This is a genomic window from Micromonospora globosa (genome assembly GCF_000717585.1).
GTDB lineage: Bacteria > Actinomycetota > Actinomycetes > Mycobacteriales > Micromonosporaceae > Micromonospora > Micromonospora aurantiaca.
Genome location: NZ_JNZR01000016.1, coordinates 88,431 through 101,940, shown reverse-complemented (window position 1 = coordinate 101,940; position 13,510 = coordinate 88,431). Strand labels below are relative to the sequence as shown.

Annotated in this window: 9 protein-coding genes; 2 read left to right on the top strand and 7 right to left on the bottom strand. The window is 74.3% G+C overall.

The features are described 5' to 3' along the window. Positions 1–18: 18 nt before the first annotated feature. Together IF06_RS0116305 and gltB are read right to left on the bottom strand one after the other, a co-directional pair. On the bottom strand, positions 19–1,524 hold the full coding sequence (locus IF06_RS0116305) for a glutamate synthase subunit beta (protein WP_030271979.1): 1,506 nt from the start codon (positions 1,522–1,524) through the stop codon (positions 19–21). Then, a complete protein-coding gene (gene gltB / locus IF06_RS0116300; protein ID WP_030271977.1) occupies positions 1,517–6,184 on the bottom strand; it encodes a glutamate synthase large subunit in 4,668 nt (1,555 codons plus the stop codon). Before gltB ends, IF06_RS0116305 begins: the two co-directional genes overlap by 8 nt. A gap of 145 nt (positions 6,185–6,329) precedes the next feature. Between gltB and IF06_RS0116295 the strand changes: the two genes are divergently transcribed. Continuing rightward, positions 6,330–7,172, top strand: a complete 843-nt coding sequence (locus IF06_RS0116295; RefSeq protein WP_013287547.1) for a GNAT family N-acetyltransferase — start codon at positions 6,330–6,332, stop codon at positions 7,170–7,172. 121 nt (positions 7,173–7,293) lie between these two features. Here IF06_RS0116295 and IF06_RS0116290 read toward each other — a convergent pair whose 3' ends face one another. Together IF06_RS0116290 and lgt are read right to left on the bottom strand one after the other, a co-directional pair. Next, on the bottom strand, positions 7,294–8,481 hold the full coding sequence (locus tag IF06_RS0116290) for an FAD-dependent oxidoreductase (protein WP_013287548.1): 1,188 nt from the start codon (positions 8,479–8,481) through the stop codon (positions 7,294–7,296). Between the two features lie 11 nt (positions 8,482–8,492). Continuing rightward, positions 8,493–9,734 carry a prolipoprotein diacylglyceryl transferase gene (lgt, locus tag IF06_RS0116285; RefSeq protein ID WP_036310935.1) on the bottom strand — a complete coding sequence of 414 codons (1,242 nt, stop codon included), beginning with the start codon at positions 9,732–9,734 and terminating at the stop codon, positions 8,493–8,495. Between the two features lie 102 nt (positions 9,735–9,836). Between lgt and IF06_RS0116280 the strand changes: the two genes are divergently transcribed. Beyond that, on the top strand, positions 9,837–10,373 hold the full coding sequence (locus IF06_RS0116280; RefSeq protein ID WP_030271972.1) for an NUDIX hydrolase: 537 nt from the start codon (positions 9,837–9,839) through the stop codon (positions 10,371–10,373). Positions 10,374–10,575: 202 nt separating this feature from the next. Here IF06_RS0116280 and trpA read toward each other — a convergent pair whose 3' ends face one another. From trpA to trpC, 3 genes are read right to left on the bottom strand one after another with little or no spacing between them, the layout of a single operon-like run. Continuing rightward, a complete protein-coding gene (gene trpA / locus IF06_RS0116275; protein WP_013287551.1) occupies positions 10,576–11,379 on the bottom strand; it encodes a tryptophan synthase subunit alpha in 804 nt (267 codons plus the stop codon). 4 nt (positions 11,380–11,383) lie between these two features. Continuing rightward, complete coding sequence (gene trpB / locus IF06_RS0116270; RefSeq protein WP_030271970.1) at positions 11,384–12,610, bottom strand: tryptophan synthase subunit beta; 1,227 nt, start codon at positions 12,608–12,610, stop codon at positions 11,384–11,386. A gap of 34 nt (positions 12,611–12,644) precedes the next feature. Further along, the gene (trpC, locus tag IF06_RS0116265; RefSeq protein WP_030271968.1) at positions 12,645–13,448 is read right to left on the bottom strand and encodes an indole-3-glycerol phosphate synthase TrpC; all 804 of its coding nucleotides are present in this window, start codon (positions 13,446–13,448) and stop codon (positions 12,645–12,647) included. Positions 13,449–13,510: the final 62 nt, after the last annotated feature.

Here is a 13,510-nt window from a genome sequence, read left to right as displayed (position 1 = left end):
AAGAGGGGGCCCTTCCTTTCACCTGGCGGCGAGCGGCTGGCGGGCCGGGTCGACAGGGGCGGGCAGCTCGCCCACCCCACCCAGGTACGCGTGGATCGCCGCCGCCGCGGCGCGTCCCTCGGCGATCGCCCAGACGATCAGCGAGGCGCCCCGGTGCATGTCACCGGCGACGAAGACACCGTCGGCGGCCTGCCAGTCGGGGCCGGAGTCGATCGCGCCCCGGCGGTTGCGGGTCACCCCGAACTGGGCCAGCAGCGGCTGCTGCTCGGTGCCCTCGAAGCCGATGGCGAGCAGCACCAGGTCGGCCGGGATCTCCCGCTCGGAGCCGGGCTGCGGGGTGACGATGCGGCGACCGTCCACCTTCTCCACGGTCACCTCGGCGATCCGGACCGCGCGGACCCGGCCGGTGCCGTCGTCCACGAACTCCTGCACCGCGACGGCGAAGACCCGCTCGCCGCCCTCCTCGTGCGCCGGGTAGTTGCGCAGCACCCACGGCCAGGTCGGCCACGGGTCGCGCTCCGCGTCCCGCTCCGACGGCGGCTCCGGGTAGAGGTCGAGCTGGTGGACGCCGGCCGCGCCCTGCCGGTGCGCCACACCGAGGCAGTCGGCGGCGGTGTCGCCACCACCGATGATCACCACGTGCTTGCCGGCGGCGTCGATCGGCGTACCGTCGGGCAACGTGGCGAGGGCGGGCCGCCCGTCCCCGGCGGCGGCCACCACCCGGTTCGCGGCGACCAGGTGCGCCATCGCCTGGTGCACGCCGCGCAGCTCCCGGCCGGGCGTCTCCGGGGTGTCCCGGCCCTGCAACGCGCCGCAGGCCAGCAGCACCGCGTCGTGCTCGGCGCGCAACTGCTCGGCGGTCACGTCGACGCCGACGTCGACGCCGGTCCGGAAGCGCACACCCTCGGCGGTGAGCTGGGCCAGCCGCTTGTCGATGTGCTGCTTCTCCAGCTTGAAGTCGGGGATGCCGTAGCGGAGCAGGCCGCCGATCGCGTCGTCGCGCTCGTACACGGTGACCGTGTGACCGGCGCGGGCGAGCTGCTGGGCGGCGGCCAGCCCGGCCGGGCCGGAGCCGACCACCGCCACCGACCGGCCGGTCGGGGTGGAGGCGGGCCGGGGCCGCAGGCCGTCGCGGGCCACTGCCGCGTCGGCGATCTCCACCTCGACCTGCTTGATGGTGACCGGCTGCTGGCCGCCGAGGCCGAGCACGCAGGCCGCCTCGCACGGCGCCGGGCAGAGCCGGCCGGTGAACTCGGGGAAGTTGTTCGTGGCGTGCAGCGAGTCCACCGCGGCGTCCCAGTTGCCGGTGCGGACCAGGTCGTTCCAGTCCGGGATGCGGTTGCCCAACGGGCAGCCGTCGTGGCAGAACGGGATGCCGCAGTCCATGCACCGGGTGGCCTGCTCGCGGATCAGCTCCTCACCGGCCGGCGGGTAGACCTCGCGCCAGTCGGAGATGCGCACCGGCACCGGACGGCGGGCCGGCAGCCGCCGGTCGTAGCGCAGGAAACCGTTCGGGTCAGGCACGAGCCACCTCCTGGGCGACCGCCCGGGGCGCGGGCGGTACCGGCGCGGCCGACGGCACGCTGAGCGCACTCATCACCGCGTCGTCGACGTCTCGGCCGGCGGCTTCGGCGGCCCGCATGATCTCCATGACCCGGCGGTAGTCCCGGGGCACCACTGCGGTGAACTCCTCCACCGCCTGCGGCCAGCGCTTGAGCAGGTCCTCGGCGACGGCCGAGTCGGTCTCGGCGAAGTGCCGCTGGACCAGCTCGTGCAGCCGGTCGCGTTCCTCGTCGCGCAGCGGCGACAGGTCGACCAGCTCGGCGTTCACCAGCCGCTGGTCGAGCCGGTGCACGAACGCGGTGCCACCGGACATGCCGGCGGCGAAGTTGCGCCCGGTCGGCCCGAGCACCACGACCGTGCCGCCGGTCATGTACTCGCAGCCGTGGTCGCCGAGGCCCTCGACCACCGCGACCGCGCCGGAGTTGCGCACCGCGAACCGCTCCCCCACCCGGCCGCGCAGGAACACCTCGCCGCCGGTGGCGCCGTACAGGATGGTGTTGCCGGCGATGATCTGGTCCTCGGCGCGGCGGCCCGGCGTGGCGTCCACGCCGACGAACGGCGCGTCGGCGTCCGGCCGGACCACGATCCGGCCGCCGGACAGTCCCTTGCCGACGTAGTCGTTGGCGTCGCCGTACAGGCGCAGCGTGACCCCGCGCGGCAGGAACGCGCCGAACGACTGGCCGGCGGTGCCGCGCAGCCGGAACTCGATCGTGTCGTCGGGCAGCCCGTCGCCGCCGAAGCGGCGGGTCACCTCGCCGCCGAGCATGGCGCCGACGCTGCGGTGCTCGTTGCGGACCTCGACCTCGACCCGGACCGGGATACTGTCGCGCAGCGCCGGCCCGGCCAGCTCGATGAGCCGGTTGTCCAGCGCCGCGTCGAGGCCGTGGTCCTGGGCGCGTACGCCCCGGCGGGCCGCGCCCTCGGGCAGTTCCGGCAGGTGCAGCACGCGGCTCAGGTCGAGCCCGTGGCCCTTCCAGTGGTCGATCGCGCCGGCCACGTCGAGCAGCTCGGTGTGGCCGATCGCCTCGTCGATGCTGCGGAAGCCCAGCTCGGCCAGGTAGCCGCGGACCTCCTCGGCGAGGAACAGGAAGAAGTTCTCCACGAACTCCGGCTTGCCGGTGAAGCGCTCACGCAGCACCGGGTTCTGGGTGGCGATGCCGACCGGACAGGTGTCCAGGTGGCACACCCGCATCATCACGCAGCCCTCGACGATCAGCGGCGCGGTGGCGAAGCCGAACTCCTCGGCGCCGAGCAGCGCCGCGATGAGCACGTCCCGGCCGGTCTTGAGCTGGCCGTCGACCTGCACCGTCACCCGGTCGCGCAGCTTGTTGAGCAGCAGCGTCTGCTGCGCCTCGGCCAGGCCCAGCTCCCACGGGGTGCCGGCGTGCTTGAGCGAGTTGAGCGGGGACGCGCCGGTGCCGCCGTCGTGCCCGGAGATCAGGATGACGTCGGCCTTGAGCTTGGCCACGCCCGCCGCGACGGTGCCCACGCCCACCTCGCTGACCAGCTTGACGTGCACCCGGGCGGCCGGGTTGACGCACTTCAGGTCGTGGACGAGCTGGGCCAGGTCCTCGATGGAGTAGATGTCGTGGTGCGGCGGCGGGGAGATCAGGCCGACGCCGGGGGTGGCGTGCCGGGTGCGGGCGATCCACGGCCAGACCTTGTTGCCTGGTAGCTGCCCGCCCTCGCCGGGCTTCGCGCCCTGCGCCATCTTGATCTGGAGGTCGTCGGCGTTGACGAGGTATTCGCTTGTCACGCCGAACCGGCCGCTGGCGATCTGCTTGACCGCGGAGCGCCGCGCCGGGTCGTGCAGCCGCTCGACGTCCTCGCCGCCCTCGCCGGTGTTGGACTTGCCGCCGAGCCGGTTCATCGCGATGGCGAGCGTCTCGTGCGCCTCCGCCGAGATCGACCCGTACGACATGGCGCCGGTGGCGAAGCGCTTGACGATCTCGGAGGCCGGCTCGACCTCGTCCAGCGGCACCGCCGGGCGTACGCCGGTGCGCAGCGTGAACAGCCCGCGCAGCGAGCCCGCCTGCGCGGCCAGCTCGTCCACCTTGGCGGTGTACTGCCGGAACACGTCGTACTGGCGGCTGCGGGTGGCGTGCTGGAGCAGGAAGACCGTCTCCGGGTTGAACAGGTGCAGTTCGCCCTCGCGGCGCCACTGGTACTCGCCGCCGACCTCCAGCCGGTCGGTGGCCTGCGCGCCCGGTGCCGGCCAGGCCCGCGCGTGCCGGGCCGCCACCTCGGCGTGGATCTCGTTCAGGCCGATGCCGCCGATGGTGCTCGGGGTGCCCCGGAAGTACCTGTGGACCAGGCGGGTGTCCAGGCCGACCGCCTCGAAGACCTGCGCGCCGCAGTACGACGACACGGTCGAGATGCCCATCTTGGACATGATCTTCAGGACGCCCTTGCCGAGCGCCTTGACGTAGTTGCGGACGGCCTTGACCCGGTCCACGCCGGCCAGCACGCCGGTGGAGATCATGTCCTCCACCGACTCGAAGGCCAGGTACGGGTTGACCGCCGCCGCGCCGTACCCGATCAGCACCGCCGCGTGGTGCACCTCGCGGCAGTCGCCGGACTCGACGATCAGCGCCACCTGGGTACGGGTCTGCTCGCGGACCAGGTGCTGGTGCACCGCGGCGGTGAGCAGCAGCGACGGGATCGGCGCCAGGTCGGCGTTGGAGTCCCGGTCGGAGAGCACCAGGATGCGGACGCCGTCCTCGATCGCCTCGGACACGTGCCGGCAGATCTCGGTCAGCCGCGCCTTGATGCCGGCGCCGCCGTCGCGCAGGCGGTAGAGCCCGGAGACCCGGACCGCCTTGAAGCCGGGCAGGTCGCCGTCCTCGTCGATGGACAGGATCTTGGCCAGCTCGTCGTTGTCGATCACCGGGTACGGCAGCACGATCTGCCGGCAGCTCGCCGGGCCCGGGTCGAGCAGGTTGCCCTCCGGCCCGATGGTGGACGCCAGGCTGGTCACCAGCTCCTCCCGGATGGCGTCCAGCGGCGGGTTGGTGACCTGCGCGAAGAGCTGATGGAAGTAGTCGTAGAGCAGACGCGGCCGGGTGGACAGCGGGGCGATCGGCGTGTCCGTGCCCATCGAGCCGATCGGCTCGGCGCCGCTGCGGGCCATCGGGCCGAGCAGGATCTTCAGCTCCTCCTCGGTGTAGCCGAACGTCTGCTGGCGGCGGCGTACCGAGTCGTGGGTGTAGACGGTGTGCTCGCGCGGCGGCAGGTCGTCCAGCTCGATCAGGCCGGCGTGCAGCCACTCCTGGTACGGCTGCTCGGCGGCCAGCTCGGTCTTGATCTCGTCGTCGGAGACGATCCGGCCGTTGACGGTGTCGACAAGGAACATCTTGCCCGGCTGGAGGCGGCCCTTGGCGACCACGGTGGCCGGGTCGAGGTCGAGCACGCCCGCCTCGCTACCGAGCACCACCAGGCCGTCGGCGGTGTGCCACCAGCGGCCCGGGCGCAGGCCGTTGCGGTCCAGCACCGCGCCGACGATCTCGCCGTCGGTGAACGCGACGGACGCCGGGCCGTCCCACGGCTCCATCAGGCTGGCGTGGAAGCGGTAGAACGCGCGCTTGTCGGCGCGCATGTCCGGGTCGTTCTCCCACGCCTCGGGGATCATCATGAGCACCGCGTGCGGGAGGCTCCGCCCGGCCAGGTGCAGCAGTTCGAGCACCTCGTCGAAGTTGGCCGAGTCGGACGCCGCGGGTGTGCACACCGGGAAGACCCGGCGGATGTTGCCCGGAATGCTCGGGCTGCGCAGCAGCGCCTCGCGGGCCTGCATCCAGTTCCGGTTGCCGCGGATCGTGTTGATCTCGCCGTTGTGCGCGATGAAGCGGTACGGGTGCGCCAGCGGCCAGGACGGGAACGTGTTCGTGGAGAAGCGCGAGTGCACCAGCGCGATGGCGCTGACCACCCGCTCGTCGGTCAGCTCCGGGTAGAAGGCCGGGAGCTGGTCCGGGGTGAGCATGCCCTTCCACACCATGGTGCGGCCGGACAGCGACGGGAAGTACGCCGGCACGCCCCGCTCGGCGGTCTCCCGCTCGACCTGCTTGCGCAGGCAGAACGCCACCCGGTCCAGGTCGAGCCCGGTCAGCGGGGAGCCGGCCGGGCCGTCCGGCGAGCCGGTCAGCCGGTGCGCGGCCACGAACAGCTGCCGGACCCGGGGCATCGCCGCGAGCGCGGTCTCGCCCAGGCCGGACGGGTCGGTCGGCACCTCGCGCCAGCCGAGCACGTCGGCGCCCTCGACCAGCGCGTACTTGTCGACCACCTGGCGGGCGCGGGCCTCGGCCGCGTCGTCGTCGGGCAGGAACACCAGGCCGGTGGCGTACTGGCCGGCCGGGGGCAGCGGGAAGTCGACGATGCCGCGCAGGAACGCGTCCGGCACCTGGATCATGATGCCGGCGCCGTCCCCGGTGTTGTGCTCCGCGCCCCGGGCGCCCCGGTGGTCCAGCCGGCACAGCGCCCCGAGGCCGTTCGCGACGACCTGGTGCGAGCGCCGCCCGTGCAGGTCGGCCACGAAGGCCACACCGCAGGCGTCGTGCTCGTACGCGGGGTCGTAGAGCCCGGTCGCCTGTGGGGCCGACTGCGGGCTGTGAGGGTACGGAAAGGCCACCGGGCCTCCTGTCGTCACTCAGGATGGATCATGATGGGGACGACGTCGGCCCTCTGCGGTTTATTGAGTCTACGTTAGGGCTTCCGGCGCAAGGCCAGTTCAGATTGATCACACTTCCAGATGCTGGGACGTGTAGTCTCGCGCGGTGGATCTCGCACGCGCTGACGTACTCGACCGGTTGGAGCGGTTCTACGACGCGGTGCCCCGCGACGGGGCCCGGACCGAGGATTACGGCGCCCTGGTGCTGTTCGTCCGCGACGGGGACGGCTGGCCGTTCTACGCCCGGCCCCGGATCGACGCCACCGAGCGTCCCACGCTCGCCGACGTGACAGCGGTCCGCGCCCGGCAGCGGGAGCTGGGCCTGCCGGAGGCGTTCGAGTGGGTGCACGAGCACCAGCCCGACCTGCTGGCGGTGGCCCGCTCGGCCGGGCTCAGCGTGCTGGAGGCGCCGCTGATGCTGCTGGAGCCGGAGCGGCTGCCCGATCCGGGGACGTTCAGCGACGTACCGGTGCGGGTGCTGGACCCCGGCGACCCCGGCTTCGCGGCGGACATCGCGCTGCGACGGGCCGTCGCGGCGGTCGGCTTCGCCAACGGCGGCACCGCGCGCGGCGACGCCGGACCGGCCGAGCGGGACGCCGCCCTCGCCCAGCTGGACGTGGCGGCGCTGGAGGAGGAGGCGACCCGGGTCGCCGACGGGCGGCGTATCTCGGTGCTCGCCGAGACGCTCGACGAGGGCGCGCTCGCCAGCGGGATGGCGATGCGGGTCGACGACGTGGCGGAGATCGCCGGGGTGGCCACGCTGCCGTCCGCCCGGCAGCGCGGACTGGGCGCGGCGGTGACCGCCACGCTCGCGCGGGAGCTGCGCGCCGCCGGCACCGACCTGATCTTCCTGAGCGCCGGCAGCGAGGACATCGCCCGCGTCTACCTGCGGGTCGGATTCCGCCGGATCGGCACCGCCTGCATCGCCGAGCCCGCCGCCGTCATCTGACTACTTACCCGGCTGTCGGGTCGGGCCGGTCGCCCGGGGACCGCGCCGACTGAGGGCCGGGCCGCCGGGGAGCCGGGCCGCCCGAGGGACGTCCGCACGCGGACAGGCCGCGCGCGGACGGTCAGGACGGCGGCTGCCAGGCGGCGGCCGCCGCGGCGGCGGTGTTGCGCAGGCGCGGGCTGATCGTGCCCAGAGCCGCGTCCCGCGCGCGCAGCGCCAGCCGGCCCCGGGCCTGCAGGACCGCCGACATCCGCCGGGTCTGCCGGACCATCGTGGCCGCGCGGGGGCGGCGCAACCTGTCGTACGCGGTCACCGCGTCAGGCAGCCGCGACTCCCGTAGCAGCCCGGCCAGCGTCGCGGCGTCCTCGAACGCCAGGCAGGCGCCCTGGCCGAGGTGCGGCGGCATGGCGTGCGCGGCGTCGCCGAGCAGCACCACGCCGCCCGGACCGGCCGGGAAGCCGTACGCCTTCGGTAGCGGGCGCAGCTCGCGGATCTCCTGCTGGACGACGTCCTCCGGGTCGGTCGCCTCCAGCAGCGTGCCGATCGGGGCGGGCCAGCCCGCGAACCAGCGCTTCAGCAGCGCGAGCTGGATCTCCGGCGGCTCGGGGCGGGGCGCGCCCGCGGCGGTGGCGACCCAGTAGACGCCGCCCCGGCGGGACGCGCCCGCGGTGCCCCGCTCGCCGAGCGAGGCGGCCAGGAAGCGGTATCCGGCACCGAGCGTCTCGCCGTGCACCGGCTGGTCGTCGGGCAGCTGCGGGGCCCGGTACCAGGGGATGACCGCCCGCCAGGCCGCGCACCCGGAGCTGACCACGGCGGTCTCCGGGGCGAGGTGCCGCCGGATCTCGCTGTCGGTGCCGTCGGCGGCCACCACCAGGTCCGCCTCGTAGGTGTGCCGGCCGTCGCCCACCGCCGGGCGCTCGCCCGACGCCGCGCGTACGGTCCGCACTGTCACCCCGGTACGCAGCTCGACCCGGTCACCCAGGCCGGCGATCAGCGCGTCGTGCAGGTCCTCCCGGTGCACCACCACCGGCATCCGCTCGGCCGGCGTGGACCGGGCCTGCACCAGCCAGTGCCCGTCCGGGCGGCGCACGCCACCGTCGGGCAGCGGGGTGGCGATCGCGTCGAGCCCGTCGCCCAGACCGAGGGCGCGCAGCGCGCGTACCCCGTTGGGCCAGAGCACCACGGCGGTCGCCTCCGGGCGGACCCGGTCGGCGCGTTCCAGCAGCGTGACCTGCCAGCCCGACCGGGCCAGCACACCGGCCGCCGCCATTCCGCCGAGGCCGGCGCCGACCACCACCGCGCTGCGCATGACTCCCCCGCTCAGCTGTCCCGGTCCGCCGGGCGCCCGCCGCTGTCGGCCCGGCCGGCGTTCGTGCGCTCCGCGTCGGCCCGCTCCGGGTCCGTGTCGTCGCCGTCCGCGTCCGCGCGGCCGGTGGCGTCCGCACCCTCGGTGGCGGCGGAGCCGGTGCTCGCGCGTCCGGCCTCGTCCGCGTCGTCCGTGGCGGCGTCGGCCCCGGTGGTGACCTCCGGCCGTTCGTCGTCGACCGGGGGCAGCACACCGGTCTGCCGGTACGCGTCGAACTGTTCCTCGGTCACCACCCGGTAGCCCTCGGGCGCGGCCGGCCGTTCGGCGGCCTCCCGGGCGGAGAGGTCCACCTGGGACACGTCCCCGGCCGGGCCGGTCGCAATGGCCGGCTCGCCCACCGGCACCAGGTATTCGCGGGGACCGCGGACCCGGATGAAGTAGGCGAGCGCGCCGAGGAAGACCAGCGCGGCGGTCCAGACGTTGAGGCGTACGCCGAGGATCAGGTTCGCCTCGTCGGTGCGCATCAGCTCGATCCAGAACCGGCCCGCCGTGTAGCCCATCACGTAGAGCGCGAACGCCCGGCCGCGGCCGAGCCGCAGACGACGGTCGAGGAACAGCACCAGCGCGGCGACGCCGACGTTCCAGAGCGCCTCGTAGAGGAACGTCGGGTGGTAGAGCCCGGGCTGGAGCACCGGGTTGCCGGCGTCGTCGCGCAGCGCGTGACCCGGGTTGTCCGGGTCCATCACGTGCACTTCCAGGCCCCACGGCAGCGTGGTCCGCCCGCCGTACAGCTCGTTGTTGAACCAGTTGCCCAGGCGGCCGACAGCCTGCGCCAAAGGCAGACCCGGCGCCAGCGCGTCGGCGATCACGGTGAACGGGATGCCGAGCTGCCGCGCGGCGAGCCACGCGCCGACCGCGCCACCGGCCACCGCGCCCCAGATGCCGAGGCCGCCCTCCCAGATGTAGAGCGCCTTGATCGGCTCACCGCCGGCGCCGAAGTATTTCTCCGGCGAGGTGATCACGTGGTAGATCCGCGCGCCGATGATGCCCGCGGGCACGGCCCAGACGGCGATGTCGAGCACCGCGCCCGGCGCCACACCGCGGCGGCGCAGCCGGTACTCGGTGACCACGCAGGCCACCACGATGCCGAGGATGATGCAGAGCGCGTACGCCCGGATCGGAACCGGACCGAGCTGCCAGACGGCGGTGCTGGGGCTGGGCATGGCCGCCAGTGGGGTCATCGGGGCGAGGGTCACGGGTGCACACGGTACCGGTGCGGACTGTGTGTGCGGCACCCCGGGCCGCCTGCCGCGCGGGTCGGATGACTTCTGTTTTGCACGGTCGTAGGCTGTTTGTCCATGAGCCCGCTCACCTGGGCGGTCGCCGCTGTCGTCACCGACGGGTCCGGCCGGCTGCTGCTCTGCCGCCGGTCCGAGGGGGCCCGGCGCTGGGGCCTGCCGGGCGGGCGGCTGCGTCACGACGAGAGCCCGGCGGACGCCGTCGTCCGGGCGGTCCGTGCGGAGACCGGCTGGGCGGTGACGCCGGTCGACCTGGTCGGCCTCTACCGGGTCACCGACCCGCAGGCGCCTTCGCCGTCGGCCGGGCGCTGCGGCGGGCGGCCGGACGTGCTGGTGCACGTGTTCCGCGCCGCGCCGGCCGGCGCCGAGCCCGCGGGCGATCCGGTGGCCGGGTGCCTGCCGCGGTGGTGGCCGCCGCAGGAACTGCCCGACGTGCTGACCCCCGCCACGCGCGCGGCGGTCGCGGACGCGCTCGCCGGTCGCGCCGGCGTGCTGCGGCACACGACCGCCGCCGACGCGCTCACGCCACCCGGCGACGGGCCGCCCGCCCCGCCCGGCCAGCGCGCGTCCGAGCAGGCCGACAGCAGTAGCCGCTGACCACCCTCCCGCTCACGCGGAACGCCTTCAAGATCTTGGTAGGTTTCGGCCCCTGTGAGGGCCGTTTCGTACCAGGATCTCGGGCGGCCGGGTCGCGCTCGCGCATGATCGATACCAGTTCGGCGCAGTGGCGAGGTCCTGGCGTCTATGACCACGCCAGCTCGGCGTAACGGAGTCGATCAAGGGCATGGCGAGCCGGCGGTCAGCGGGCCGGGTTGCGGACGCCCTCGGCGAGTTCGGCGCTGAGCTTGCGCAGCGCGGTCAGGCCGGCAGCCTGGTCCGGAGCGTCCAGCACGCAGCGGACCAGCGCGCTGCCCACGATCACCGCGTCGGCGTACCCGGCGACTGTGGCGGCCTGCGCGCCGGTGCCGACGCCCAGCCCGACGCCGACCGGGATGTCGGTGACCTCGCGCAGCCGGGAGACCAGGATCGGTGCCGCCTCGGAGGTCTGCGCGCGGGCGCCGGTGACGCCCATGATCGCGGTGGCGTAGACGAAGCCGCGGCAGTGCTCGACTGTCATCCGCAGCCGCGCGTCGGTCGAGGACGGCGAGACCAGGAACGTGCGGTCCAGGCCGTGCGCGTCGGAGGCGGCCAGCCACTCGGCGGCCTCGTCCGGGATCAGGTCCGGCGTGATCAGGCCGGTGCCACCGGCGGCGGCCATGTCGCGGGCGAACGCGTCCACGCCGTACTGCTCGATCGGGTTCCAGTAGGTCATGGTGACCACGCTCGCCCCGGTCGCCGCGACCGCCTCGACGACGCGCAGCGCGTCGGCGACGCGGACACCGCCGGCGAGCGCGATGTCGCTCGCCTTCTGGATGACCGGGCCGTCCATCACCGGGTCGGAGTACGGGATCTCCACCTCGATGACGTCCACGCCCGCCTCGACCATGGCCTTCATGGCGGCGATGCTGCCCTCGACGGTCGGGAAGCCCGCCGGCATGCAGCCGACCAGCACCGCCCGCCCGTCCGCCCGCGCCTTGTCGAAGGCGACCCCGATGCGGCTCACGCTGTCACTCCTTGTCGAGGATGCCGAAGTACGCGCCGGCGGTGTGCACGTCCTTGTCGCCCCGCCCGGACAGGTTGACCACGATCACCGGCTCCCGGCCCAGCTCCTCGGCGAGCCGGGGGGCGATCGCGCGGGCGCCGGCGAGCGCGTGCGCGCTCTCGATCGCCGGGATCACGCCCTCGGTGCGGCAGAGCAGCTCGAACGCGGCCATCGCGTCGGCGTCGTCGACCGGCAGGTAGGTGGCCCGGCCGGTGTCGTGCAGCCAGGCGTGCTCCGGCCCGACGCCCGGGTAGTCCAGGCCGGCCGAGATCGAGTGCGACTCGACGGTCTGGCCGTCGGCGTCCTGGAGGACGTACGTGCGGGTGCCGTGCAGCACGCCGGACGAGCCGCCGGTGATGCTGGCGGCGTGCCGGCCGGTGTCGACGCCCTCGCCGCCGGCCTCGAAGCCGTAGAGCCGGACCCCGGCGTCCGGCACGAACGCGTGGAAGATGCCCAGCGCGTTGGAGCCGCCGCCGACGCAGGCCGCCACCGCGTCCGGCAGCGCGCCGGTCAGGTCCAGGCACTGCCGGCGCGCCTCCTCGCCGATGCCGCGCACGAAGTCGCGGACCATCTCCGGGAACGGGTGCGGCCCGGCGGCGGTGCCGATCAGGTAGTGGGTGCTGTCGACGTTGGCGACCCAGTCCCGCATCGCCTCGTTCATCGCGTCCTTGAGCGTGCGCGAGCCGGTGGTCACCGGGACGACGGTGGCGCCGAGCATCCGCATCCGCGCCACGTTCAGCGCCTGCCGCTCGGTGTCCACCTGGCCCATGTAGACGACGCATTCCAGGTCGAACAGCGCGGCGGCGGTGGCGGTGGCGACGCCGTGCTGGCCGGCGCCGGTCTCCGCGATGACCCGCCGCTTGCCCATCCGCCTGGTGAGCAGCGCCTGGCCCAGCACGTTGCGGACCTTGTGCGCGCCGGTGTGGTTGAGGTCCTCCCGCTTGAGCAGGACCCGCGCGCCGATCTGCGCGGAGAACCGCCGGGCCTCGTAGAGCATCGAGGGCGTGCCGGCGTAGTCGCGCAGCAGCGCGTCGAACTCGGCGAGGAAGTCCTCGTCGCCCATCGCCTTCCGGTACGCCGCGTCCAGCTCGTCGAGCGCGGCGACGAGCGCCTCGGGGACGAACCGGCCGCCGAACCGGCCGAAGTGACCGGCGGCGTCGGGGACCTGGCCGGTTGCGGGTGCGGCGCTCATCGCGGGCGTCCTCTCGGATCGGGTGCCCGGCGGCTCAGCGCACCGGGCGGGGCGTGGCCGGGTGGTTACCGGCGTTGACCAGCTCGGCGACGGCTTCGCGCGGGCTCTTCTGGGTGACCAGGCCCTCGCCCACCAGCACGGCGTCGGCGCCGGCGGAGGCGTACCGGATCAGGTCGTGCGGACCGCGCACCCCGGACTCGGCGATCTTGACGACGCTGCTGGGCAGGCCGGGCGCGATCCGCTCGAACACGGAGCGGTCGACCTCCAGGGTACGCAGGTCGCGGGCGTTCACGCCGATGACCTGCGCGCCGGCCTCCAGGGCGCGGTCCGCCTCCTCCTCGGTGTGCACCTCGACCAGCGCGGTCATGCCGAGCGACTCGATCCGCTCCAGCAGCCCGACCAGCACGTTCTGCTCCAGCGCGGCCACGATCAGCAGCACCAGGTCGGCGCCGTGCGCGCGGGCCTCGTGCACCTGGTAGCTGGAGACCACGAAGTCCTTGCGCAGCACCGGCACGTTCACCGCGGCCCGCACCGCGGCGAGGTCGTCGAGCGACCCGCCGAACCAGCGGCCCTCGGTCAGCACGCTGATCGCCCGCGCGCCACCGGCCGCGTAGTCACCGGCCAGGTCGGCCGGGTCGGCGATCTCGGCCAGCCGCCCCTTGGACGGCGACGAGCGCTTCACCTCGGCGATCACGGCCACGCCGGGGCGGCGCAGGGCCGCGTACGCGTCGAGCGGTGGCGGCGCGGCGGCGGCCAGTTCACGGATCCGCTCCAGCGGAACCTGCTCCTGGCGCCGGGCCACGTCCTCGCGCACGCCGGCCAGGATCTCGTCGAGCACCCCTGCGGACGGCGCCGCTCCGGCGTCGTCCCCCTCCGCGTGCGCATGCTCAGCAGTCACCA